Raw genomic sequence first — 24,181 nt, 5'->3', positions numbered from 1 at the left:
GGATGCGTAATCGGTACCGTATGTTAAACTCTGGGAAGGTTGAGTCTTAAACGCTTATTTCGCCATGGCGCATACCAGCTTGTACGCGCTTTCCCATGCTCCGTTGTTGGCAATTCCTTTGCCTGCGATGTTGTAGGCCGTGCCGTGGCTGCAGGTCGTAACGGGATAGGGAAGTCCGCCCATGACGGTGGTGCCCTTGTCAAAGCCCTTCAGCTTCATGGCGATCTGTCCCTGATCGTGGAACAGGGTTACAGCGGAATCGTAAACGCCGTTGAACAGATTGTAGAACAGGGTGTCCGCCGGGTAGGGGCCTTCCACGTTGATTCCGGCCTGACGGGCTTTTTCCACGGTGGGGGTAATCACGTTGATTTCCTCCATACCGCAGGTTCCGCCTTCGCCGGCGTGCGGGTTGAACGCCGCAACCGCAATGTGCGGATTCTCAAATCCGGCGGATTTCTGCGCGTTGTTCAGCAGATTGATGGTATCCATAATCCTGTCGACGGTCAGCGCGGCGCTGACGTCGGCAAGGGGGATGTGACTGGTGACTCTGGCGGTCCAAACGTTGCCTAGAACACTCAGTTCGCCTTTTTTGCCTTCATAACCCATGAATCCGGCTACCAGATCAATTGCGCCGTTGAGTTTGAAGCCTGCCTTCTTCATCATTTTTTTGTTGTTTGGAGCAAAGCACACCCCGTCGAAATGTCCCTGCATACAGTATTCCACCGTCTGCTTGACATTGAGTGCCGAGTTCTTTCCGCAGTCCAGGGAATCTTCTCCCATCGTGACGGCGTATGCGTCCAGCGCTTTTGTATCCAGAAGGGCAATCCCGTCCATGGCGGCGGCTTCTTCCACATTTGCGGCCTTTCTGTATGAAAACTGAACGCCGGCAATTTCCATGCCCCTTTTCAGTTCCCTTTCGTCTGCGATAATCACAGCATGTCCGAACTCTTCCAGGACTCCGCTTGCTGCAGTCTTCGCTACGATCTCTGCGCCGATGCCCGCCGCATCTCCCAGCGCTACGCCGATAACCGGTTTTTTGTGATTGACATTCATTCTTCTATTACTCGCTTTCTTTGTTTGTCGTTCTTGCTGTCCTTGTAAGAAAAGTCCAATGATTCTTACAAAATTCGCCTGAAACTGATTTTTTTTCCAATCTTGTCTTTTTGCCGTTATTCATGTTCTATAAAACATTTGCCCTTTTGACGATTTTATTATATAATACTTAATATTATAACTTCAAATACTAAAATCGATATATCATATAACAAATACATTATAAGTTAATCTCTTTCGTTGTAATGGGGGGATTGTATGAACACACGTCAGCTGCAGTATGTCCTGACAGTCGCGCAGGAAAAGAGCTTTTCCAAAGCCGCCGAAAAACTCCATGTATCCCAGCCGTCCCTGAGCCAGTATGTCCAGCGGCTGGAGGAAGAGCTGGAAACGGAGCTGTTCGACCGGTCGTCGATTCCGCTCAAACTGACTTATACCGGCAGCCTTTACTGTGATACGGCAAAGGAATTTCTCTCTTTGGAGGATCAGCTTGTCGCTCAGATCAAGGACGCGGCAAATTCCAAACGAGGCCGCATTTCCATCGGGATTTCTCCGTACAGAACCACCTATCTGCTGCCGCCCGTTCTGCGCGAATTCCGCAGAAGGTACCCCGACATTGAAATCGAGCTGAACGAAAAAAGGAATCAGGAGCTGGAAGAGCTTCTCCTTTCCGGTGATGTCGATGTTGCCGTTACCGTGCTGCCGCTGCGGAACGACCAGCTGGTGCATCAGGTGCTCTTTAACGAAAAGATTGTGCTGGCCGTTCCGAAAGAGGGATTTGACCGATTCATCCCTGCGCAGACACGCGGAAAACCATTGGCGTCCGTGGATCTGGAACTGTTGAAGGACGCGCCTTTTATTGCTCTGACAAGCGATTACCGTTTGCACGACATCATGCTGAATCTCTGTAAAGAGGCCGGGTTTACACCCAATATCATCCTGTACTGCAGAAATATAGAAGCCGTCCGGGCAATGGTGATTGAAGGGCTGGGGGTATCCATTCTGCCCTATAATCCCTATATTTTTCTGCATTCAAGGATTCATCCCGACTACTATACGCTGGAGGGACTTTCCGACAGCAGAGAAATTGCCATTTCCTTTAAAAAGAACCGTTATCTGACAAACGCGGCCAAAGCGTTCGTCCGTATTCTGAAGGACACTCTGCGCGATGGAAATTTTGGAGAAACGGTCTGAATCATTCTGATGTATTCGATTGCAAGAGCGCAGCTTTTGGCTGCGCCCTTTTTCGCTCTTTTTTTAATTTTAGGCCCCGAAATCGTACATTCCGCAGAAAAATGCGCAGAAGAATTATTTTTCGGGAAGCTGATCTTTTTGCAGAAGTACCAATTTTGCAGGTGCAAAGAATTGGACGGGAAATCAAGCAGAGAACAATTCTTTGCACGGATTTCCGTGAATCATATGCATTTAATTGGCAATAGTCAGTTTTTATAGTTTATGATACTATGACTGTAATAAGTTGTTCAATATGATCGATTAGAAAGGGGAAACATCAATGTTCCAAAAAGAAATTGTCATCAATAATAAAACAGGATTACACGCACGCCCCGCTACTCTTCTGGTGGAGCTCAGCAGCAAGTTTGAAAGTGAGATTGTTCTCAGAAAAGACGGGGAAGACTTTTATGGAAAGAGCATTATCAGTATCTTAAGCGGAGGAATCTACAAGGGAACCAAAATACAGCTGAAGGTCACCGGCCCGGACGAAGCAAAGGCAGGACCTCAGGTCGCACATTTTCTGGAGACACTTACCGACTAGCCTGACAGCAACGGGAGGGTAAAATGGAACTGAAAAGCCGGCAAACCTATATTTTTCGCACTCTTCTGGAAAGAAAACAGAAAGTGGAAATCAAAGATTTTCTGGATAAACTCGGGGTGGGAAAACGCACTCTGTATTATGACATAGAAAAGTGCAATGATTGGCTCAAGCACTACGGACTGGGAAAGCTTGTTATTTCCGGGCATATGATCCATGCGGAAATACCGGATATTACTGCGCTGGAGCAGCGGTTCCAGCAGAATTCAAGCTATTTCTTTTCCGTTACGGAACGGCGAGCAATGGAAATTGTCCAGATTGCCCTTTTCGATGAGGCAATGACAATCAACCGTCTGATGGAGCTGAGCGAGGTCAGCAAAAACACCATCCTTGGCGACATCAAGGAAATTCGGGAAATACTGGAAGACTGGGGACTCACCCTGAAAAGTACCATACAGTACGGCTACCTGATTCAGGGGGAGGAAATGACGATCCGGAAGATGCTGGGCGCTCAGTTTCAGCTTTTATCCAGCCCCGGAGGACAGACGTGTGTACAGAATTTTTTGCAGAAAAGTCTGGTCAATCTGTACCAGAATGAGATCGATTTCTGTGAACTGTGCCGATGCCTGATTAAACAGTACGAAACAGATATCCACGGCGATTATATTCTGGCAAATATTGAGCTGATCCGAATGATGATTCAGGTTTCATGGATTCGAAGCCGAAAGGGCAGCGTAATCCAGCTGAGCAGCGATGAACAGCTGGCTCTGATGAAGAGCCTGTCGTTCCGCTCTGTGGAATTCAGCCTGCAAAAGCTGCGGATTCACGGGGTGGAAGTCGCCACGCAGGAAACCTATTACATCACCACACTGTTTCTTGGAATCCAGACCACGGACTTTCTTTCCCAGGAACAGGAAGACAGCTTCATTGCGGGTTTTGCGGAAGAGCTGGTGCTTAATTTTGAGCGCATTGCCTGTCTTACACTGCCGAACCGCGAACGCCTTCAAAAACAGCTCAGCCATCACATCCGTCCTATGTATTACCGAATCAAATACGGAATTCTGGATAAAAATCCGTTGATTGAGGACATAAAGGCAATGTACCCCATCGTTTTCGACTTTACCCGGAAAGCCGTACAGCTGACCAAAATGAACTTTTTAGCCGATGGAATTTCAGAGGATGAGCTTGCTTATCTTTGTGTTTACTTTGTAAGCAATCTGAATGAAAAATACATTTCAACCGACAGCGACAACACGGAAAAAGGGAAAGTGCTGATTGTCGGCGCCGAAAACATGGCGGTAGCCGTCCTGCTGAAGGAACAGCTTCAGGACCTGTTCGGTCTTGCGCTGGATTACCGTGTCATCAGCCAGAGTAAACTGAGGGAATGGATGCTGGGCGACTATGCGCTCGTGGTTTCTCTGGTCCCTCTGGGAAAAAGCTTTTCCAACCACAAAATTGTGGAATGCGGCGCGATAATCACCGAAAAAGAACAGCGCAGTATCATGGAAATACTGCGCGCGGATAAATTCATTGTCCGTTATGACGAGATGATTCAGGAAATTATAAGCCGGGTAAAGGACAGCGTCAGCGGAAAAGTTCAATCCGACAAGCTTTATCTGGACCTTTTTCGATATTTTGAAGACAAGGACCGCGGAGTGCGGCCCAGAGCCAAAAGAGATATTTTCTATGAGAAAATTGAGCAGAACAAATTCATTTTGCTGCCGGAAACAGTCAGCCTGGAGCAGGCTTTGCAGCTTTGCAGCCATTCACTGGTACCAAAGCCGAACGATCAGCGCTTAATGCACAGGATGATTAACCTGCTGCGCAACAGAAAACTGCAGACTTACCGGATTCAGCAGAATGTAGAACTGATTCATTTTCCTATGCAGGGAGACGCAAACCCCAAAATCGACGTTTGCATTGCGTTTGCCCCCAACGGTGTGGTCTGCCCGGACGGCAGCGTTACAAACATACTGATTGGGCTGGCAACGAAGGACTCCTATTCACACTGGGCTGTTCTGGAAGAAATTTACCGCTATTTCAGCGATCAGAGCCATGTAGATGGAATCAAGCAGCTTTGTCAGAACAGAAAGGACTGAAACTTTGATGAAAAAAATAACCGGTTTGGCCGGAGCGGGCGGGAGCGAGCTGGCGCAGGCGGTTGTCCTGAACAGGCAGAAAGTCACCCCGCATAAAACCACTGTTCAGAACAGCGAAAGCGAGGTGGAGCGCTTCCGTCAAATACAGCGGGAATACGCTGAAGAGCTGGATGAACTATATCAGTCCGCTCTTGCGGACACCGGGGAAAAAACGGCGGAAATCTTCAAGGCTTACCGCGTCATTGTGTGTGACGAGCTGTTCTTTAAAAGGCCGATTCAAACCGTTATGGAGGAGCGTATCGGAATAGATTACGCGATTGAGCAGGAAAAGCAGGCGGTCTGCTCAAGGTTTGAGGTTATGGAAGACCCGTATATGAAAGAACGCGCAAGCGATATCCGCAATGTGTGTGATGAACTGATCCGCCGTTTAAACGGGCTGAAAAACACCGAGGAGCAGATTCAGAGCATTCGGGAGCCGTTTATTCTGGTGGCAGAGGACCTTTCCCCCGAGGATACGGTCAGAATTGACAAAACGTATCTTCGCGGCTTTATTACTGAAAAAGGCGGGATTACCTCCCACACCGTTATTCTTGCCAAGTCGCTGGGGATTCCGGCTGTTGTGGGCGCGGGCAAAATTTTAAGCAGTGTGATTACCGGACAGCGGCTGTACATAAACGGCAACGAGGGATACGGTATTTCAGAGCCGGATGAGGATTTTGTGCTGTCGTTCAGAAGGGAAAGAGAGCAGCAGCAGGAGCGGAAGAAACAGTATGAGGCTGTTTTAACGGAGCCCGCCGTAACGTTAAACGGTCGCCGGGTCGCCGTATGCATCAATTCCGGAGATGCCGAAAGCCGCAGGAATTTCTGCGACGGTTTTTGCGACGGAATCGGGCTGTTCCGCACGGAATTTCTGTTTATGGATCAGCGTGCCTGCCCGAATGAGGAACTGCAGTTTGCGGTTTACAAAGAAACCGCCGAAAAAGCGCACGGGAAAGAGGTTATTATCCGTACACTGGACATCGGGGGAGACAAAAAGCTCGGCTACATGAACATTCCGCAGGAAAACAACCCGTTTCTGGGTTACCGGGCCATCCGGATCTGTCTGGATCAGCCAAAGATTTTCCTTACGCAGCTGCGCGCGATTCTTCGCGCTTCCGCTTTTGGGAATCTTAAGATTATGTTCCCCATGATCGTTACGGCGGAGGAACTGCGCAAATCGAGGGAAATGGTGGAAAAAGCCAAAGCGGAGCTGCGTGCCGAGGGCATTGCCTTTAATGAAAAGATTCCGCTCGGCATCATGATCGAGACTCCGGCTTCGGTGCTCATCAGCGATAAGCTGGCAAAAGAAGCCGACTTTTTTTCCATTGGTACAAACGATTTAATCCAGTATACGACGGCGACGGACCGAATGAACGAAAAGGTTCAGTATTTGTATGACCCGTGCAATCTGTCGGTGCTGCGCGCCATCCATCAGGTGATTCAAAACGCACATAAAGCGGGAATTCCGGTGGGAATGTGCGGGGAAGCCGCTTCGGATGCAAGGCTGACCCCGCTGCTGCTGGCAATGGGTCTGGATGAGTTCAGCGTCGCGCCCGCCCAGCTGGGACGGATTAAATATCTGATCCGGCGCTGTGACACGGACAAGCTGACCGACTGGGTCAATGACGTGCTGGAAAGCGACAGTATAGACGAAGTCAAACAGCGCCTTGCGAGCGAAGCATTGGACTGACGGGACGAAAAGAACAGTTTTTTGCAAAAGACGAAGTCTTAAAAAGCGTTGGTTTATACCAAGACTTGCACAAAAAGGTTCAACGTTTTGCACGTTTTCATGTGTAAAAAGTGAACAAACTTGGTCTGATTAAAGAACAGGAAATATGGTATGCTGTTTAAAACAATAGGAGGCGTGACCGCAATGGGCTCCATTCTGAACGAACGGTTTATTCTGTTAAATGCGGATGTAAAGAGCTTTGAAGACTGCATTTTCCTGATGGCAGCGCGGTTTGAGGAAAGCGGTGCCGTGCAGCCGGGATACGGGGACGCCGTTGCTGAGCGGGAAAAAACGCTTCCGACCGGTTTGCGCGGCAAGGGAGTCAACCTTGCGATTCCCCACGCGGACGGCCGGCTGGTCATAGAACCGGCGGTCGGAATCATCACTCCGAAAAAACCGGTTCAATGCCGCCTGATGGGCGAGCCGGGAACGGCCGTTGACTGTGAGCTTATTATGCCGCTGGCAATCCGGGACTCCAGACAGCAGATCGGTTTGCTGAAAAAGATCATGAAAATCCTCAACAGCGAGCAACTGCTGGAAAAGATCAGGAAATCAGAAAGCAAACCGGAAATACTGGAATTGCTGAAGGATTTAAACAGTGATTTGTAAGCTGCAAAGGAAAGGAGAATCAGATATGAGAGCAGTAAGAATTTTATCCGTATGCGGGTCCGGAACAGTCAGTTCGGCCATGCTGTCTTCCAAGCTGGAAAACCTTTTGGCGGAGCACGGCTACAATACGGAAGCAACGGAAATCGCGCCCGACGCGCTGGACACCGCGGTGTCCACAGGAGCGTACGATCTGATTGCCTATACCAGTCCGGTGAAGGATATCTACGGAATCCCCGTTCTGAACGCAACAGGCTTTCTGGTGGGAATCAATGAAGAAGAGTTTGTGGAAGATCTGCTTGAGGCAATGAGCAAGCTGGATCTGGGATAAACAGGAGGCGGCCGAACAAAAGCCGGCCGCGGAACCAATCAAATTGTTTGGTAGGAGAAAGAAATGTATAGTAGCAAACAGCTGAAAAAAATATCGACGAAAATGAAGATCCTTGCGCTGCAGGGAGTTTATGAGGCACAGAGCGGGCATCTCGGTGGATCTTTCTCAGCCAGCGACCTTGTTGCCGCGCTGTTTTTTAATCACCTGAGAATAGACGCAAAAGACACCCACGCACCCGACCGCGACCGGTTTGTATTGTCAAAAGGGCACGCCGCTCCCATCTATTACGCGGCGCTTGCGTTAAAGGGCTTCTTCGATGAAGCGGAAATGAAGAATCTGAGAAAAATCGACAGCTTTCTTCAGGGGCATCCCAGCATGAACAAAACCCCGGGAGTGGATATTTCCTCCGGCTCTCTGGGTCAGGGACTCTCCACCGCCAATGGAATGGCACTGGCGGCCGGGCTGGACAATAAGTCCTATAAAGTTTACTGTATCTGCGGAGACGGCGAAATTCAGGAGGGGCAGATTTGGGAAGCGGCCATGACCGCGGCACATTACAAGCTGAGCAATGTAATCCTGTTTGTCGACTGCAATAAGCTGCAGATAGACGGTCAGGTAGAGGATGTTATGAACTCTTACCCCGTGGCGGACAAATTCCGCGCCTTCGGCTGGAATGTGTCGGAAATTGACGGGCATGATTTTGACCAGATCAACGCGGCTGTGGAGCTGGCGAAAAAGGCGACGAATAAGCCCAACGCCATTATCTGCAGCACCGTAAAAGGCAAGGGAGTCTCCTTTATGGAGAATCAGGCGTCCTGGCACGGAGTCGCTCCCAACAAGGAGCAGTACGAAATCGCGTTGAAAGAGCTTGAAAGCGAATTGGGGTAAGGAGAACGGTATGGAAAATTATCTGTCTACAAGAGTAGCATACGGAGAGGCGCTGGCAACCTTAGGGGATCAATATGATTTTGTAGTGCTGGACGCGGATCTCTCAAAAGCAACGCAGACCTGTCTTTTTGCAAAGAAATTTCCGGGCAGGTTTTTCAACATAGGTATTTCAGAGGGCGATATGATGTCCACCGCGGCCGGACTGGCCAGCTGCGGGAAAATGGTCTTTGCAAGCACATTCGCCATGTTTGCCGCTGGCCGGGCTTATGAGCAGATCAGAAATTCCATCGCCTACAACGGCTTAAACGTAAAGATTTGTGCCACTCACGCGGGTGTGCTGATCGGGGAGGACGGAGCTTCCCACCAGTGTATCGAGGATATTTCGCTGATGCGGACCATTCCCGGCATGACCGTTATTGTTCCGTGCGACCAGTACAGCGCTTACCGTGCCGTAGAGGCGGCAATCCATTTCCACGGCCCTGTGTATCTGAGATTCGGCAGAATGTCTTCAAGACCGGTTTATCAGGAAAACCCGGACTTCCAGATCGGCAAGGGAATCGTACTGCGGGAAGGAAACGACGTTACGATCGTGGCAATCGGGGATCTGGTCAAGGAATCGATGAAAGCCGCTGAAATTCTGGCCGCCAAGGGCGTGTCCGCCGCGGTGATCGACATGCACACCGTAAAGCCGATCGACAGGGATTTGATTATCAAATACGCTTCCGTATCCAAAAAGGTCATTACCGCTGAGGACCACAGCATTATCGGCGGTTTGGGCAGCGCGGTGGCGGAAGTGCTGGCAGAGGGCAATCTGGCACAGCTGCGCAGAGTGGGGATTATGGACTGCTTCGGCAGATCCGGCACAAGGGATGCCCTGATGGAGAAATACGAGCTGAACGCCGAGAAGATTGTAAAAACCTACGACAGCTTTCAGGATTAATCGAACGAAATCACATACATAGAAAGAGGTAGAAAAATGAGTGAGTGGAGCGAAAAGCCGATTCTTTTTGACGATGACAGGATCACCCGTCCTTATATCGGCGGCAAGCTGCTGAATGAGTGGAGAAGAATGCCGGCGGCGGAGGACGCCCATAACTGTGAAGAGCTTCTGGTTACTTCCATCGGAGCGATCTCCAAAGGGCACGGCGAAGGATACGCCGTCAGCAGGACGATTCCCGAGCAGGGCGCCGTTTCTCTGACAGACATTATCAGCAGCGACCCGGACGGAATCCTCGGTGAGAAATACAACAAACACAATCCCAGCCATCTGTCTGTTCTTGCCAGAGCGGGGGATACCATTGTTCGTCTGGTGCTTCAGTGCCACCCGAAAGCGGAGGATGCGAAGAAATATTTCCATTCCAACTGCGGAAAAACAGAAGCGTGGTATATTGCCAGAACCAGAGAAGTAAAGGACGAAATCAACTGCGTTTACGTTGGCTTTAAAAAGCATGTGACAAAGGAGCTTTGGAGCGACCTGTGCAAAAATCAGAAGGTACAGGAAATGGTGGACTGCCTGCACAAAATTCCGGTTGAGCAGGGCGACGTTGTTTTAATCCCCGCCGGAATGCCCCACGCGGTCGGACCGGGATGCATTTTCCTGGAGGTGCATGAATGCAGCGACGTTACCATCCGCGCGGAAAGAAACATCAACGGCGTGCTTCTGACCGACGAGGAAATGTTCAACGGACTTTCCTTTGAAGACGGCATCAACCTTTTTGATTTTGAAACCTATACGGAGGAAGAAATCAGAAAGAAGGCTGTTATGAAAGCCAAGGACGTTGTCCGTGAAAACGACAGCACGCAGACACAGATGATCGATGTTTGCGACACCAACGCCTTTGGGATGCAGATCGTGGACGTAGCAGATCAGTTTACTTTAGGAGAGTTTGACGGTCACCGGATCCTGATTGCGATTGACGGCGATATAGAGCTGCAGTGGCAGGGCGGATCGATTCAGTTAATACAGGGTCACGGGGCTTTGATTCCATCGGATTGCAAAGATTTGAAATTAGTGGCAAAGAATGCAAAAGCGATGATCGGACTGCCGCCGAGAATATAATCGGCAGAAAATTGGGGAACCTTTTGGTACAGGGCGATCTAAAAATCATCCTGTTGGAAAGTATTATCATGAAAAGGAGAGGAGATACAAAATGAAAATCGTGGGAGTTGCTGCATGCACCGCTGGAATCGCTCACACCTACATTGCCTGTGAAAAGCTGATAAAAAGCGCTCAGGCCAGAGGGCATAGTATCCATTGTGAAACACAGGGAACCATCGGGGTGGAAAACGAATTAGCGGCAAAAGACATTCAGGAAGCGGATGTTGTTATTCTGGCAGTCGATATTGCCATAAACGGTATGGAGCGTTTTAAGGGCAAGAAGGTTGTCAAAATCGACACCTCTTCACTGATTAAAAACCCAATCGCATTTATTCAGAAGGTTGAAAAGGTAATTGAAAAGGGGACGAACTAATATGAAATTAAAAGACATAAAAGGTCATATTTTAACGGGCATTAGTTACATGATTCCACTGATTGTTGCTTCCGGTCTGACAATGGCGATCGGCCGTGCTTTGGCAGGTTCCAGCATCAGCAACCTTGGCGACACCGGTATTGCCTATTGGCTTTATACAACCGGCCAGTTAGGTATGACCCTTATGGTACCGATCCTATGCGCATACATTGCATTCTCAGTAGCCGGCAGACCGGCACTGGCACCCGGTTTTATCATCGGTTACATAGCAACACAGATCAAAGCCGGTTTTATCGGCGGTATGCTCGGCGGTTTGCTCGTAGGTTTTGTCGTAATCCTGATTAAGAAATACGTCAAGCTTCCGAAATCCCTTACGGGTATTCTTCCCGTCATTGTGATTCCGTTCCTTGCAACGTCCATTTCCGCACTGATTATGTTCGGTGTTCTGGGTACCCCGATTATCTGGGCGACAAAAGTTCTTACAGATTTCCTGACATCCCTGTCCGGCGGAGCGAAATTCCTTTACGGCGCAATCCTGGGCGGAATGTCAACCTTTGACTTCGGCGGCCCGGTCAACAAGGTCGCAACCGCATACTGCAACGCAATGCTTGCGGAAGGCATCGGCGACGCAAAAGTGTGCCAGTTCCTCGGTTCTATGATTCCTCCTTTCGGCATTGCGATTTCCGCACTGATTTCCAGAAAGAAATATACACATGCGGAAATTGAAACACTGAAATCCGCTGTTCCCATGGGCTGCGTCATGATTACCGAAGGAATCATCCCGATTGCCGCCCGCGACCTTATCAGAGTGGTTATTGCCTGTGTGGTCGGTTCCGCGGTTGCCGGCGGTCTCTCTATGAGCTGGGGAATTTCCTCTCCGCTCCCGAACGGTGGTTTCATTGCATTCCCGTTCTTCAGCGATCCTATGAAAGCAGTCATCTGTCTTGTTGTAGGCAGTATCATCACGGGTGTAGTTCTTTCTGTGATTAAAAAGAATGTTACGGAAGAAGACGAAAACTTTAACGACCTCGGTTATGAGGTTTCCGACGAAGAGTTGGAAGGCGACCTCGCCATCGAAATTATCGAATAATTTTATGGAAGACATCTCCCCATTTGGTTTGGAAAACTGGAAAGTGTGAGTGAAAGCGGTGAAGCAGCGAAGGAAGGAATTCGGCACGGAACGGATTCCTTCCCCCGCGGTTTTTAATCGCCGGTAAAGAGGGCAAAGGCCCTGATCGTATGACGAATTATTCATGGAGGTTAAATTATGCTTTTAAATTTGAAAGAAATGCTCAATGTAGCGAAAAAGAACTCTTTTGCGGTGGGTGCATTCAATACCACGGATCTGGCGCTGGTAAAAGCTGTGGTAGAGGAAGCGGAAAGAACAGACACCCCGGCGATTTTGCAGTACGCTCCCGGAGAGTTTAAGTACGCCACACCGAGCTTTTTTAGATATGTCAGAGAAAGAGTGGCAAACAGCAAGGTTCCGTTTGCACTGCATCTGGATCACGGCTCCACTCAGGAAGAGTGCGTACAGGCGATTCAGGCCGGATTCACATCCGTTATGCTGGACGGCTCCCATCTGAGCTTTGAAGAGAATGTGAAGGAAACCAAAGCAATTACCAAAATTGCACATATGGCAAATGTTTCCGTTGAGGGCGAGCTCGGTACCATCGGTACCATGGCCAACTCCGACGAGGGCGGCGTAGAAAACATCACCTATACCAATCCGGCGGACGTTGTCAAATTTGTGGAAGCGACCAATGTGGATGCTCTGGCGGTGGCGATCGGAACAGCGCACGGGATTTACCCCAAGGATTTCAAGCCGGCGCTGCAGCTTGACCTGTTAAAGGAAATCAACGCAATCACAGAAATCCCGCTGGTACTTCACGGCGGCAGCGACAATCTGGATGAAGAGATCAGAAGAGCCTGTGAAATCGGCGTTCAGAAGGTCAACATCTCCAGCGACATTAAGCAGGAATTCTTCAAGGCGGTTCTGGCCGGGCTTAACACGGGCTGCTTCTTACCGCCTAAGGTGTTCAATCCTGCAATTGAAGCAACCAAGAAAGTTGTTTATAATAAGATGGAGCTGTTCGGTTCCGTTGGCAAAGCAGGTCTTTACAGATAAGCTTGCCAAAGCAGCGCTTACATAAAAAGCCCCGTCTGTTTTTGGAATCATTTCCCCATAAACTAACATCATGAGAGGCGAATGAGATGGAACTGAAAGATATTCTTGACAGCAATATCATCAGTGTCGGCCTGGAAGCGGACTCAAAAGAGGACGCCTTAAGAAAAATGAGCCAGATGCTGCTTGAAAACAAAAATATTGACAATGTGGATCAATTTGTTGAAGATATTTTTGAAAGAGAAAAAATCGGCGTTACCGGCATTGGTAACGGCGTGGCCATCCCTCACGGCAAAAGCGACAGCGTAAAGCAGGTCGGCATTGCAATCGCGGTTCTGAAAACCCCGATTAAGTGGGAAACGCTGGACGGAAAAGACGTGAAAACCATTTTCCTGTTCTGCGTGAGCAACGAAAACGACGCCGCTCACGATCATCTGTTCCTGCTGTCCAAAATCGCGAAAAAGATAGCGGATGACGAATTCCTGGCAAAAATTAATTCCGCGAAGACCGTCGATGAAGTACTGGCTTGTGTAGGAGGGAACTGATTTGATTTCACAGATATCGAAAGACGGCTTCTATCTGATTAAGATGGAATCTTCAGACAAAGATTTGTCGCTGGAAATCAATCAGGATCGCGGCAATATTATCTCCAGCATCATTTTCAACGGCAATGAAATGATTCATATTGACCGTGAAAATTATTTGAGTCAGGAGCGTCCCCGGTGCGGATGCCCCGTGCTGTTCCCGTTTTGCGGGGTCAACGAAGACAATCAGCTGAACATCAATTCCAAGTCTTACCCCACAGGAATTCACGGAGTCGTTCACACCAATAAGTGGACCATTCAGCATCTCACCGAAAAGGGCGACGGATGTGTTGCAGAGATGTATACGACGTCCGATGAAACCACCAAGGAAGCATTCCCGTTCGATTTCAGACTGGATGCAAAAATTACTCTGCAGGGTCATAAGGTTACCTATGCTACGAAAATCACCAATTTGTCCGGCGAGACGATGCCCTGCGACCTGGGTTTCCATCCTTTCTTCACCGTGTCGGGCCTTGCCAACCTTCAGTTTGACATGCGGGCAGACACGGTTTATTACCCCGGGAGCAAGAGAAGAGAAGCCTGTGAGGGAGCCGATGCTTCCGAGATCAAGGCGGCCGGTATGATTTTTGAACATTGCCAATCCATGAAAATTACAGATACGAATCGGAAGGTCTGCATCCGAATTGAAAATGAAAAAGAGTTTCAGAATCTGATGCTCTGGACGGGCAATGAAAACAAGTTCCTTGTCGTGGAGCCGCTCACTGCTATTCCCAACGCGATTAACGATAAAACCAATCGATTCAATATCCCTTCCGGGGAAAGCGTAGAGGCCGTATGGTCTTTTGAACCGGAAATAGTCTGAGCGCCTGCCGCGTAAGAATTCCCCTTTCTGCGCGGCGCCCAATTGAAAAACGGTTTTTCCTGTTTGCGTAATCAGCGTGTCCTCATTGAAAATGATATTGCAGGCTGAAGGCAAAGCATCCGCAAAGGGTGCTTTGTCTTTTTCTGCTTCCCGTCTGCAAGGGCGCGGCTTCCGGCTGCGCTCTTTTTGCGTTTTGCGGCATGCCGGGGATTTTTACCGGGCTGCCCGGCGATTCTGTTGCCATTTTTCAGCAATGTATGATACACTGGTAAATAACAAAATCCGGAAATATAAAAACCTCGGCCTGAAAAAAATTCAGGACATGGAAAGGTCTGTAAAAAATGAATTTGAGTCGGGTGAAAAACGTCAGGATTCGAAATCTTTCCGTTTCACGCAGGCTGCTGTATTCGTTTCTGTTAATGGCCGTCGTGCCGCTTCTGATCTTCGGCGTCATCTCCTACCAGGTGTCCAACAGCGCGATTAACAGCAAAATCAGCAATTCTTCGCTGCAGGTGTTAAAGCTGGTGCAGAAGAACATTCAATATGAATCGGACAAATACCAGAAAATATCGGACTCCCTGATGGTGAACAAAACCGTTCAGGATGGCCTTTACCGCTTTGACAGCTGGGATTATATGCAGAAGAATAATTTCATTGTGCAGATGAATTCCATAATTTCCGGCCATATGTCGAATTCGCCGCAGATCATGCAGATTTTTCTGACCGACAGGGACAACAATCCCGTCTACAGCCAGGGTTGGTTTTATGTCAGTCAGGAAACGATCAACCGCATGATTGATCTGTGCGGGAAGAACATCAACTGGCTCAGCGTCAACGAGGGAAACAAGAACTATATCATCTATACGCACCCCGTCATTTCCGAGCGGGGCACCGGTGTGATTGGGCACACCCTGATCTTTATTGACGCGGCAGCGTTTTACAACTGCCTGTCCGGGGTGGATATGGGAACCGGAGCCGACTTGATGATTATGGATTCTTACGGCAACAACGTCGCCAATCAGAACAGCTCCTTCCGAAAGGGTTACTCCGTGGACAGCGTGCTCTTTTCTTACTGTCGGCAAAACCCGAATGAAAATATTATCCGCAACTACAAATTCAATGACAGGCTGGGCATGATCGCGTACTCCTTTTCGAACCGGCAGGGCTGGCTTTTGGTGGCCGCCATTCCGGACGCTTATTTGCGGGCGGAAACCTACTCCATTGCCGTTACCAGCTTGGTGTCCATCATCCTGTGCTTTCTCTGCGCGGTGATTGTCTACCGGCAGATGTGGAAAAGCATCAGTCTGCCGATTAACCGGCTGGTTCAGGTGGTCGGAAAAATCGACAACACGAATTTTGACCAGATGACTTTTTACGACGACAGCAGGGATGAACTGGGATTTCTGAGCCGCGCGTTCCGCCAGATCCTTCAGAAAATGCAGGATCTGGTCAATCAGGTGGAAACGGAACAGAATCAGAAGCGGGAATACGAACTGAAAATGCTGCAGGCGCAGATCAACCCCCATTTTCTGTTCAATACCCTGAATTCCCTGCGGTGGACAGCCCTGATGAGCAGGGCAACCAGCGTCAGCAACGGACTGGCCGCGCTTTCCGATCTGCTGAGGAACACCATCCTTGATAAAAACGAGTTTATCACGGTGGAGGAAGAGCTGAAAAATGTCAGCAACTATATCGTCATTCAAAAAATCCGCTACGGCGACATTTTTACCGTTACCTACGAAATCGATGAAAATATCCTCCACAGCTATATGATTAAATTCCTTCTGCAGCCGATTGTGGAAAATTCCATCATCCACGGAATCGATGAGGAAGGTACGCAGAAAGAAATCCATATCTCCATGAGCCGCGGCGAGGATACGATTCTTACCGTAATTTCCGACAACGGAAAAGGGTTTGACGTGGAAAAAACGCTGGACGCAAAGAAAAACAAGCGCCTGACGGGAATCGGGATGCAGAACGTTCAGGAACGCATCCGGCTTTGTTTTGGCAAAGAATACCTCTTTCACATAGAGAGCAGGATTGGCGAGGGGACCACCGTTACTATGGAGTTCCCCTATATCAGCACCCTGCCGGAGACCCCGAAAAATCTGACGCAGGGAAAGGAGCGCGAGAAAGATGATTCCGGTACTGTTCGTTGATGATGAGATGATCGTCCGAGTGGCTTTGAAGTCAATGGTGGACTGGGAAAAAACCGAGTTTGAAATCGTGGGTGCGGTTGCGGACGGAGAAGCCGCGCTGCAGTATATTGAAAAATACCACCCCGGAATCATTGTGACGGATCTGAAAATGCCGCATCTGGACGGGATCGGGCTGGCAAAGGAGCTGTACGAGCGGGAGTACCCCGGGGAAATCATTATTTTGACCAGCTTCGGGGAATTTGAACTGGCCCGTGAAGCGCTCCGTTACGGCGTAACCGACTATCTGCTAAAGGCCAATTTTACCGACAAGGAGCTGCTGGAGGCTCTGCGCAAGGCTGCCAGAAAGCTGCCGGAAGACCGCCGTCCCTCCCCGAAAAATGAGCCGTCGCAGAGCGAATTCGACCAGCCCCGGATTTACCGCATGCTCTACGGTACCGAGGAAGAGAAACCCGAAAATCCGGCTTTTGACCGGGCGTATTCCGGAAGGTTCGCCGCGCTTTATGTCTTTAAAAAGGAGCTGCTCTTGGCGGGGCGGACGCACACCGCACGGCAGAATGAACCGGATCTGACGTCAAAGGAAATGCTTTCCAGCCTGATTAGCGAAACGTTTGACACCGGCACCGGAATGAAGGTCATCCCCTTGACACCGGTGGACGCGCTGATTGTCGTGCCGCTTTCGTCCGGCAATCCGGCGGAAGAGCTTTTGGGAAAGTATTTGTCCCGCATTCAGAATTCTGTAAAGATTTATATGAACACAGAGGTCGGCTTTGTCCTTTCAGAGCCGTTTTCTAACGAAGGAGAGCTTTGTGCAAATCTAAAAGACTGCGCAAAAGCAGCTCCCGTCAGTTTTTATAAAGGCTTTGGAAGCTTGATTTACCAAAATGACGGAGGCCTGTATCGGAATGAAGTTACGCAGGATCAGGAGGACGCGATCGAACTGATCTGTGCGGGCATTGCGTTTCGTGAATATGAGGAAGCGGAAATCCTGACCGTGTCCATTCTGGAGAGCTTCGACAGGCAGAAGATCCATCCCGCCTGTGCCTGCGACTATATCCGCAAACTGCTGCGGAATATTCTGATTTTTGGTTCCGGAGAGGACGGCGGCAAGGAAAAGCGGCTTGCTGCGGACAGCGGGGAGTGCGCCACGGTCTTTGAATTTGAGTCCGCGGTTACACAGCTGATCCGCACGGTGAAAGATAACGCAGAAAGCGGCCGGACGGGAAAATACCGCAAAGACGTCGTTCGTATCATCGAATATATCAGGGAAAACATCACGCAGAAAATCACACTTGCCCAGATCGCAAAGCTGGTGAACATGAACGAAAGCTATATCAGCCGGCTGTTTAAAAACGAGACGGGGGTCAATCTGACCGCCTATATCAACCTGCTGAAAATGGGGAAAGCCATCGAGCTTTTAAAGGATCCCAACGTCATGGTGAAAGAGGCCGCGAACAAGCTGGGCTTTGATGAGCAGTCCTATTTCAACCGGATTTTCAATAAATACCTGAGCTCCAGTCCCTCTGAGTTTAAAAAGCGATATAAAAAAAGTATCAAAGTCGGTCAAAATAGTATAAAAGACTCTGAAAAATAAAAAAACCATCAAAATAATGAAAGTAATAGGCAATATGTTTTATTTAAATTTGTTAAAGGCATCGCTATAATTACGAAAGAATCATTCAACAGAGGGAGGAAAAATTATGAAATTGATAAAAGCAATTGCATGCGTCTGCGCACTGTCTTTGGGCGTTTCGGCCCTGGCCGGATGCCAGAAGGTAAGCGATGTCTCTTCGGCCCCGGCACAGAGCCAGGCCGCCGAACCGCAGAATCAGGAACTGAACATTGCGGTGTTTGAGGGCGGTTACGGCAGAGAAGTCTGGGACGATCTTGCCAAGCAGTTTGAGGCGAAAAATCCAGGTGTGAAAATCAATGTGACGGCAAACGCAAAACTGGGCGACGTCATCCGCCCGCAGATTATGAACGGAAATCCTCCGGATTTCATTTTCCTTTCATCCACCAATGAGTCGGGAATCCTGCAGTCCCTGATTCAGGATAAGAAGCTGGCGGACATCACCGATGTTTTCACGGGCGACCTCAAGGACAAGATGATTGACGGTACCCTTTCCGCACCGACCATCGCCCCTTACGGCGACGGAAAAATCTACGCGGCTCCGCTTTCCTACAGCACCATGGGCCTGTTTTACAATAAGACCCTGTTCAAGGAAAACAACTGGGAAGTGCCGGAAACCTGGGATGAGTTCTTTGCTCTGGGCGAAAAGGCAAAGGCAAAGGGAATTGGGCTCTTCACCTATGCGGCCGCAAACGACCCGTCCTACAATGAAATCGTTGTAAACCCGACCATTGCGGTCGCAGGCGGAGAACAGGCTTTGCAGGACTGCCTCAACTATAAAAAGGGCGCCTGGAAATCCGACGCGGTAAAGAAAACCTTTGACGTGTATCAGAAGATCAAGGACGGCGGCTTCCTGCTGGACGGCACACTCGCCATGACCCATACCCAGTCGCAGCAGCAGTTCCTGCAGAATAAATGCCTCTTTATTCCGAACGGCAATTGGCTGGAGACGGAAATGAAGGATGCTCCGAAAGCGCAAGGCTTTGAGTACGGCTTTGCCGGGCTGCCGACCTTTAACAAGGGCGACAAAAAATACATCTGGGCCAACTGCGAAGAGATGTATATCCCGAAGGACGCGAAGAACATTCCGCTGGCAAAGAAATTCATGACCTTCCTGTATGAAGACGCGAGCATTCAGACGCTGGCGAGCAAGGCCGGGATTATTCCCCCGATCAAGGGCGCCGCAAACCTTGTAAAGGATTCCATCGACCAGTCCGTTTACGACACCTTTACCATTACGGACAAAGGCTACACTCCGGTGACAGGTTCTTACGCGCTGACCTCTCAGACAGAAGTGAATTTAAGAGATGACCTGTATCAGGATCTCAACCAGATTATGGCGGGTACACTGACAACCGACAAATGGTCGGACAATCTTGAAAAGGATGCAGAGACACTCTCTTCATTGATTTTAAAGTAAGACAGAAATTGGTGAGGCCGTCTACGACCTCACCAATTTTATCTCTTCATGCAAATTATTATGGGAGGGTGAGCTACCATGTTGAGTGCCGTTAAGGCAAAGGACGGGAAACCCCGCGCGCTGCGGAGCAGAAAAAAACAGCGTGCCGGATTTATCGCCGTCTGTACCGTACCGACCGTAATTTTATTTACGGTATTTATGCTGTTACCTACCGCCGATGTCTTTTATATGTCCCTTTTCCGAATGAGCAGCCTTTCGCTCAATAAGGAGTTTATCGGTCTGCAGAATTTTCAGATTCTTTTCCGTGACGAAAAGTTCTGGCAGGCGTTTCGCAACAATCTGTTTTTCATTGTGTTTGTAACGGCCGTGACCATGACGGTTTCGCTGTTTTTTGCCGGTTTGCTGGCACAGACGGAGCTGATTGAAAAGCCGTTTTACCGCACGGTGTTCTTTTTCCCAAACGTGCTTTCCCTTGTCGTGATCGGCGTGCTGTTTGTTCAGATATACGACCCCACCATGGGGATTCTGACCTCCACGCTGAAGACCATTCATTCCGAAGGGCTGATTCACGCGTGGCTGGGGGAAAAATCCACAGTGCGCTGGTGTATCTCCGCCGCAATGATCTGGCAGGCTGTCGGCTACTATATGGTGATGTATATGGCCGGCATGGATGGGATTCCAAAGGATTTATATGAAGTGGCCAATATTGAGGGAATGGGGAAGTTCCGGCAGTTCTTTTCCATTACGCTTCCGCTGATGTGGGAAATCATCCGCGTCACCATTGTGTTCTTTATCATTTCCACCATCAATATGAGCTTTGTGTTCGTCAAGGTCATGACGCCGACCGGAGGGCCGTCGGGTCAGGCAGAGGTGCTGCTTACCTATATGTATAAGCAGGCGTTCACCAATTCCAATTTCGGATACGCAATGGCCGTGGGCGTGTTTGTGTTCCTGTTCTCCTTTGTGCTGGCAATTATCAGCAACCGCCTGACCGCCAAAGAAGTCATTGAGTATTAAAGGGAGTATACGATGAAAAACGCTAAATTACAAAAATGGTCGGGTAAATTGATCGTCAGGGTGGTCCTTCTGCTGTTTACCGCCGTTGTGTTGCTCCCGATTATCTGGACATTTTACACCTCGTTCAAAACCAGCTCGGAGTTTTTGACAAATGCCTGGGCGCTCCCCGCCGGTCTTCACTGGGATAACTATAAAAACGCGCTGGAAAAAGGAAATATGCTGGCGTATTTCTGGAATTCAGCCTACATTACGCTGATTGCTCTTGTGTTTGTCGTCTTTCTGGCGGTGCCGACCGCCTATGTGACCAGCCGGTTTCCCTTTCGGTTCTCCAAAGGGCTGTCCATCCTCTTTATGGCGGGTCTGTTTGTCAGCCAGAACTACATTGTCATTCCCATTTTCCTGTCTCTTAATAAAATCCAGAATTTTTTGAACCAGTATGTGATGTTTCAGCATCTGGAGATTACGAATAACCTGACGGTTCTGGCGCTGATTTACGCGGTGTGCGAGCTTCCCTTTACTATTTACCTGCTGACGGGATTTTTCCGCACGATTCCCCACGACTATGAAGACGCCGCGCAGATTGACGGATGCGGCTATTTCGGCACCCTGTTCCGCATCATCGTTCCCATGGCAAAACCCGCCATGATTACCGTCATCATGTTCAATTTTATGAGCTTCTGGAACGAGTACATTATGGCCACCACCATCCTGAAAGAACAGAAATGGACGCTGCCGGTCGGGCTGGCTAATCTGATGGAACAGCAGAAGTTCGCGACGGACTGGGGCGCAATGTTCGCCGGTATGGTGCTGGTGATGATTCCGACTATGATTCTTTATAGTCTTGTTCAGAACAAACTGACGGAGGGGATCAGCATGGGCGGACTGAAGGGCTAGGAAAGGAACGGATGATGAATAACAGAGAAATTTACGGGTCTTCCGGGGAAAAATGGGCGCAGTTTCGCCCGGACTGCGCGGGAATCGATCTTTATACGCTGAACCTGCCCGCTCCGTGGGAATATATTTACCAGAATCACGACGTGCTGCTCAAGGTCGACCAGTTCGGGCCGGTGTACGCGCAGGCAAATCCGCCGGGGGGGATTCAGCTTTTCAGGCGGGAAAACGGGCAGAGATTTTCCAGCTGGGCCGTCTGGCTTCAATCCGACGAGATGGAAGACGGAAAGCCGTTTACTAATTTTTTCCGCCCTCTGATCGACGGGAGTAACCCGTCGAAAGAGCCGCAGGATTTGAAAGTTACTTTTCTGCCGCACTGTGCTTCTTACGAGTACCGGGTTCAGAATCTGCTGGTACAAACGGAATTTTTTGTTCCTCTGCACGGAACGGAAATCGTCATGAAGCTGCATTTGAAAAATGTGCGGGAAAAGGCCATTGACCTTTCTGTGTGTCCCACTTTTGTTCCCTACGTCAACCCCGCCCAGCTTGCCCCGTGGGACAAATACGAATGGTATCTGAAAAGCGGCGTGGGAAAAGACGATAAGGAGCTTTTCTGGTCACAGCTTCTCAGCAGCACGTCCGACCCGGGCGAACGGAGAACCGCCGTACTCTGGACGGACAGCGAGAATCTGACCGGCTTGGAAATCAGCTATGAAAAATTCGTGGGCAGTGGCGACCTTTCCTGCCCGCAGACGGTAACGGACGGAGCGTATCGGATGAAGCCGGAGCTGACCGCTTCCTTCGGGGAGTACCGCGACGACAATTCCATCTGGGGGTATCCGCCGGTGTACGCGGCAAAGTACGGGTGCCGTCTGGAATCCGGCGGCGAAAGGGTGTTCACACAGGTGCTCTGTATGCCGCCGAACACGGCAAACGGAGGGCTTCCGGCCATCGAAGACGTCAAAAAGCCGCTGGTCTATTTTGAGTCCTCTGTTTATGAGCAGAAAAAAGAAGAAGTACAGGATTCTTTTAAGGCCTTGTGCCGTAAAAATAAGGTGCGTACCGGACAAGAGGACTGGGATTATTTTATCAACAACTGGCTTCCGCTCCAGATGGAGTGGGTGGCTTCGCTTGACCGGGGGTGGCCGACGGCCATGCGCGGTACGCGCGACTGTGCGCAGGATTACACCGCAATGCTCTCGATTGATACTGCCATCGGCCGCGTAAGGCTGCTGGAAATGCTCAGCTGCCAGCGGTCGGACGGATGGTTCCCCCGTCAGTTTTCCACAGAAGGAAGAACGGGGCGGCACGACCTGCGCGGGCATGTGGACGCCGGGGCGTTTGTCATTGAATTTGTGTATGAATACCTTTCTTACAGCGGCGACACCGGGGTACTGGACGTTACCCTGCCGTGGCTGGACTCCGACGGAGAGAGTACTGTGCTCGAGCATCTGACCCGTGCGCTCGACTATTATATGGTTCCCGAAAATCTGGGAGAACACGGCCTGTGCAAAATCGGGGAAGGCGACTGGCTGGATTCCGTGAACCGGGCTGGCGTCCTCGGACGCGGGGAATCCGTGATGGTCAGCGAGCAGGTCGTCATGTGCCTGCAGTATCTGGCTGAAATTCTGGAAAGCGGGGACATCCGTGCCGAAAAGGCCGCCGTTTACCGGGAGAAAGCCGAAGAATTGAAGAAGAACCTGTTGGAACATGCGGTTAATCAGGACGGCTTTTTCAACGGCATTTTCACGGATGAAGGGAAATGGATTTTCTCCGACAAAGACCCGGACGGTGAAAAAAGGCCCTACGGCCCTGCCAACTGGTTCGCGCTGATTTCCGGTGTGGTTCCGCGGGAAAAGCGGGATTCGGTTCTGCGGGTGATGGAGATGCTCAAATGCGAAGCCGGGTACCGGCTATACTGGCCGCCGATGGGTGCTTCGCCCATCAACTGTGTCGGCCGTGCCGCCAGCGGGGACGCCCCGGCGGGCTTTGCGGAAAACGGCAATGTCTATAACCATGGCGCGCAGGGCTTTTTAACACGCGCCCTTGCGGCGGTCGGGGACGGAGACGCGTTATTCGATACCCTAAAGTGGCTGCTGCCGTACGATCAGACGCGCCACCCGTCCAGTGTGACGCTCTCCGCGCCTTACGCGATTGTGAACTGCTGGCAGGAGCTGCCGGTGTTCAAATTCCGCAGCCTGTTCAGCTTTTTGACGGGCAGCGTGGGGATGGCCCAGCGGGCGGTCTACGAGTGGATGTTCGGCATCCGGCCCGCGCTGGACGGTCTTGTCATCGACCCCTGTATCCCGAAATGGATGAATACCGCCAATGTGGAATTTACCTATTTGGGCAGGCGTGTCAAAATGGAGATTAAAAATTCCGGCGTTCGCTGCTGCACACCGGAAAAAGTGGAGCTCAACGGAAACGTTGCTGTAAAAACCAGAAAAGATCCGTTTCATTCCCGTACGGTTTTCGTTTTGGAAAAGGAGCTTTTTCAGGACGGGGAAAACACTCTTCGGGTGATTCTTTAGGCATTTGCTATGCCCGT

23 protein-coding genes are annotated in these 24,181 nt (G+C 50.0%); 22 read left to right on the top strand and 1 reads right to left on the bottom strand.

The genetic code is table 11. From position 1 onward, the window contains the following. Window positions 1–54: 54 nt before the first annotated feature. The gene (locus tag J5W02_RS07625; RefSeq protein WP_219965070.1) at window positions 55–1,053 is read right to left on the bottom strand and encodes a 4-hydroxythreonine-4-phosphate dehydrogenase PdxA; all 999 of its coding nucleotides are present in this window, start codon (window positions 1,051–1,053) and stop codon (window positions 55–57) included. A gap of 258 nt (window positions 1,054–1,311) precedes the next feature. On the opposite strand from J5W02_RS07625, the gene J5W02_RS07620 reads away from it, so the two are divergent. The 22 genes from J5W02_RS07620 (at window position 1,312) to J5W02_RS07515 (ending at window position 24,164) form a co-directional block, all read left to right on the top strand. After that, window positions 1,312–2,247 (top strand): LysR family transcriptional regulator, encoded by a 936-nt coding sequence (locus J5W02_RS07620; protein WP_219965069.1) that lies wholly within the window; start codon window positions 1,312–1,314, stop codon window positions 2,245–2,247. A gap of 9 nt (window positions 2,248–2,256) precedes the next feature. Next, complete coding sequence (locus tag J5W02_RS07615; protein WP_219965068.1) at window positions 2,257–2,505, top strand: hypothetical protein; 249 nt, start codon at window positions 2,257–2,259, stop codon at window positions 2,503–2,505. Window positions 2,506–2,566: 61 nt separating this feature from the next. Then, window positions 2,567–2,827 (top strand): HPr family phosphocarrier protein, encoded by a 261-nt coding sequence (locus tag J5W02_RS07610; RefSeq protein ID WP_219965067.1) that lies wholly within the window; start codon window positions 2,567–2,569, stop codon window positions 2,825–2,827. A 23-nt stretch (window positions 2,828–2,850) separates the two neighbouring features. Then, window positions 2,851–4,923, top strand: a complete 2,073-nt coding sequence (locus J5W02_RS07605) for a BglG family transcription antiterminator (protein ID WP_219965066.1) — start codon at window positions 2,851–2,853, stop codon at window positions 4,921–4,923. Between the two features lie 7 nt (window positions 4,924–4,930). Next, the gene (gene ptsP / locus J5W02_RS07600; RefSeq protein ID WP_219965065.1) at window positions 4,931–6,652 is read left to right on the top strand and encodes a phosphoenolpyruvate--protein phosphotransferase; all 1,722 of its coding nucleotides are present in this window, start codon (window positions 4,931–4,933) and stop codon (window positions 6,650–6,652) included. Between the two features lie 150 nt (window positions 6,653–6,802). Beyond that, complete coding sequence (locus tag J5W02_RS07595) at window positions 6,803–7,300, top strand: PTS sugar transporter subunit IIA (RefSeq protein WP_255575619.1); 498 nt, start codon at window positions 6,803–6,805, stop codon at window positions 7,298–7,300. A gap of 25 nt (window positions 7,301–7,325) precedes the next feature. Then, window positions 7,326–7,628 (top strand): PTS sugar transporter subunit IIB, encoded by a 303-nt coding sequence (locus J5W02_RS07590; protein WP_219965064.1) that lies wholly within the window; start codon window positions 7,326–7,328, stop codon window positions 7,626–7,628. Window positions 7,629–7,691: 63 nt separating this feature from the next. Next, window positions 7,692–8,516, top strand: a complete 825-nt coding sequence (locus J5W02_RS07585) for a transketolase (RefSeq protein ID WP_219965063.1) — start codon at window positions 7,692–7,694, stop codon at window positions 8,514–8,516. A gap of 10 nt (window positions 8,517–8,526) precedes the next feature. After that, window positions 8,527–9,456: a transketolase family protein gene (locus tag J5W02_RS07580; protein WP_219965062.1), complete on the top strand. Its 930-nt coding sequence runs from the start codon at window positions 8,527–8,529 to the stop codon at window positions 9,454–9,456. Window positions 9,457–9,492: 36 nt separating this feature from the next. Beyond that, complete coding sequence (locus J5W02_RS07575; protein ID WP_219965061.1) at window positions 9,493–10,575, top strand: class I mannose-6-phosphate isomerase; 1,083 nt, start codon at window positions 9,493–9,495, stop codon at window positions 10,573–10,575. 91 nt (window positions 10,576–10,666) lie between these two features. Beyond that, window positions 10,667–10,987 (top strand): PTS fructose transporter subunit IIB, encoded by a 321-nt coding sequence (locus J5W02_RS07570; protein WP_219965060.1) that lies wholly within the window; start codon window positions 10,667–10,669, stop codon window positions 10,985–10,987. Between the two features lies 1 nt (window position 10,988). Continuing rightward, window positions 10,989–12,077: a PTS fructose transporter subunit IIC gene (locus tag J5W02_RS07565; RefSeq protein ID WP_219965059.1), complete on the top strand. Its 1,089-nt coding sequence runs from the start codon at window positions 10,989–10,991 to the stop codon at window positions 12,075–12,077. A 177-nt stretch (window positions 12,078–12,254) separates the two neighbouring features. Continuing rightward, entirely contained in the window at window positions 12,255–13,115 is an 861-nt protein-coding gene (locus tag J5W02_RS07560) for a ketose-bisphosphate aldolase (protein WP_219965058.1), read from the top strand. Window positions 13,116–13,201: 86 nt separating this feature from the next. After that, complete coding sequence (locus J5W02_RS07555) at window positions 13,202–13,657, top strand: PTS sugar transporter subunit IIA (protein WP_219965057.1); 456 nt, start codon at window positions 13,202–13,204, stop codon at window positions 13,655–13,657. Window position 13,658: 1 nt separating this feature from the next. Then, window positions 13,659–14,519, top strand: a complete 861-nt coding sequence (locus tag J5W02_RS07550; protein ID WP_219965056.1) for an aldose epimerase family protein — start codon at window positions 13,659–13,661, stop codon at window positions 14,517–14,519. Window positions 14,520–14,604: 85 nt separating this feature from the next. Continuing rightward, the gene (locus J5W02_RS07545; protein ID WP_219965055.1) at window positions 14,605–15,003 is read left to right on the top strand and encodes a hypothetical protein; all 399 of its coding nucleotides are present in this window, start codon (window positions 14,605–14,607) and stop codon (window positions 15,001–15,003) included. After that, complete coding sequence (locus J5W02_RS07540) at window positions 14,939–16,678, top strand: sensor histidine kinase (protein WP_219965054.1); 1,740 nt, start codon at window positions 14,939–14,941, stop codon at window positions 16,676–16,678. The genes J5W02_RS07545 and J5W02_RS07540 overlap by 65 nt, the downstream gene beginning before the upstream one ends. Further along, window positions 16,656–18,269, top strand: a complete 1,614-nt coding sequence (locus J5W02_RS07535; protein ID WP_219965053.1) for a response regulator transcription factor — start codon at window positions 16,656–16,658, stop codon at window positions 18,267–18,269. Before J5W02_RS07540 ends, J5W02_RS07535 begins: the two co-directional genes overlap by 23 nt. Window positions 18,270–18,375: 106 nt before the next feature. After that, window positions 18,376–19,725, top strand: coding sequence for a carbohydrate ABC transporter substrate-binding protein (locus tag J5W02_RS07530; RefSeq protein WP_219965052.1), 1,350 nt, complete (start codon window positions 18,376–18,378; stop codon window positions 19,723–19,725). 78 nt (window positions 19,726–19,803) lie between these two features. Next, window positions 19,804–20,742 (top strand): carbohydrate ABC transporter permease, encoded by a 939-nt coding sequence (locus tag J5W02_RS07525; RefSeq protein WP_219965051.1) that lies wholly within the window; start codon window positions 19,804–19,806, stop codon window positions 20,740–20,742. Window positions 20,743–20,754: 12 nt separating this feature from the next. Next, a complete protein-coding gene (locus tag J5W02_RS07520; protein WP_219965050.1) occupies window positions 20,755–21,636 on the top strand; it encodes a carbohydrate ABC transporter permease in 882 nt (293 codons plus the stop codon). A gap of 11 nt (window positions 21,637–21,647) precedes the next feature. Then, window positions 21,648–24,164: a GH36-type glycosyl hydrolase domain-containing protein gene (locus tag J5W02_RS07515; protein ID WP_219965049.1), complete on the top strand. Its 2,517-nt coding sequence runs from the start codon at window positions 21,648–21,650 to the stop codon at window positions 24,162–24,164. Window positions 24,165–24,181: the final 17 nt, after the last annotated feature.

Origin of the sequence: Caproiciproducens faecalis, from assembly GCF_019448085.1 — a bacterium.
GTDB classification, from domain to species: domain Bacteria; phylum Bacillota; class Clostridia; order Oscillospirales; family Acutalibacteraceae; genus Caproiciproducens; species Caproiciproducens faecalis.
The sequence above is the reverse complement of the archived record's forward strand: the minus strand, read 5'-3'. Positions and strand labels throughout refer to the sequence as shown.

Bases quoted from the DNA above. Each gene is read 5' to 3' on its own strand.
- J5W02_RS07575 (WP_219965061.1), top strand. From the start codon at position 9,493: ATGAGTGAGTGGAGCGAAAAGCCGATTCTTTTTGACGATGACAGGATC.
- J5W02_RS07590 (WP_219965064.1), top strand. From the start codon at position 7,326: ATGAGAGCAGTAAGAATTTTATCCGTATGCGGGTCCGGAACAGTCAGT.
- J5W02_RS07580 (WP_219965062.1), top strand. From the start codon at position 8,527: ATGGAAAATTATCTGTCTACAAGAGTAGCATACGGAGAGGCGCTGGCA.
- J5W02_RS07555 (WP_219965057.1), top strand. From the start codon at position 13,202: ATGGAACTGAAAGATATTCTTGACAGCAATATCATCAGTGTCGGCCTG.
- J5W02_RS07625 (WP_219965070.1), bottom strand. From the start codon at position 1,053: ATGAATGTCAATCACAAAAAACCGGTTATCGGCGTAGCGCTGGGAGAT.
- J5W02_RS07595 (WP_255575619.1), top strand. From the start codon at position 6,803: ATGCTGTTTAAAACAATAGGAGGCGTGACCGCAATGGGCTCCATTCTG.
- J5W02_RS07530 (WP_219965052.1), top strand. From the start codon at position 18,376: ATGAAATTGATAAAAGCAATTGCATGCGTCTGCGCACTGTCTTTGGGC.
- J5W02_RS07540 (WP_219965054.1), top strand. From the start codon at position 14,939: ATGGCCGTCGTGCCGCTTCTGATCTTCGGCGTCATCTCCTACCAGGTG.
- J5W02_RS07620 (WP_219965069.1), top strand. From the start codon at position 1,312: ATGAACACACGTCAGCTGCAGTATGTCCTGACAGTCGCGCAGGAAAAG.
- J5W02_RS07515 (WP_219965049.1), top strand. From the start codon at position 21,648: ATGATGAATAACAGAGAAATTTACGGGTCTTCCGGGGAAAAATGGGCG.
- ptsP (WP_219965065.1), top strand. From the start codon at position 4,931: ATGAAAAAAATAACCGGTTTGGCCGGAGCGGGCGGGAGCGAGCTGGCG.
- J5W02_RS07525 (WP_219965051.1), top strand. From the start codon at position 19,804: ATGTTGAGTGCCGTTAAGGCAAAGGACGGGAAACCCCGCGCGCTGCGG.
- J5W02_RS07610 (WP_219965067.1), top strand. From the start codon at position 2,567: ATGTTCCAAAAAGAAATTGTCATCAATAATAAAACAGGATTACACGCA.
- J5W02_RS07615 (WP_219965068.1), top strand. From the start codon at position 2,257: ATGTATTCGATTGCAAGAGCGCAGCTTTTGGCTGCGCCCTTTTTCGCT.
- J5W02_RS07605 (WP_219965066.1), top strand. From the start codon at position 2,851: ATGGAACTGAAAAGCCGGCAAACCTATATTTTTCGCACTCTTCTGGAA.
- J5W02_RS07520 (WP_219965050.1), top strand. From the start codon at position 20,755: ATGAAAAACGCTAAATTACAAAAATGGTCGGGTAAATTGATCGTCAGG.
- J5W02_RS07565 (WP_219965059.1), top strand. From the start codon at position 10,989: ATGAAATTAAAAGACATAAAAGGTCATATTTTAACGGGCATTAGTTAC.
- J5W02_RS07535 (WP_219965053.1), top strand. From the start codon at position 16,656: ATGATTCCGGTACTGTTCGTTGATGATGAGATGATCGTCCGAGTGGCT.
- J5W02_RS07585 (WP_219965063.1), top strand. From the start codon at position 7,692: ATGTATAGTAGCAAACAGCTGAAAAAAATATCGACGAAAATGAAGATC.
- J5W02_RS07560 (WP_219965058.1), top strand. From the start codon at position 12,255: ATGCTTTTAAATTTGAAAGAAATGCTCAATGTAGCGAAAAAGAACTCT.
- J5W02_RS07570 (WP_219965060.1), top strand. From the start codon at position 10,667: ATGAAAATCGTGGGAGTTGCTGCATGCACCGCTGGAATCGCTCACACC.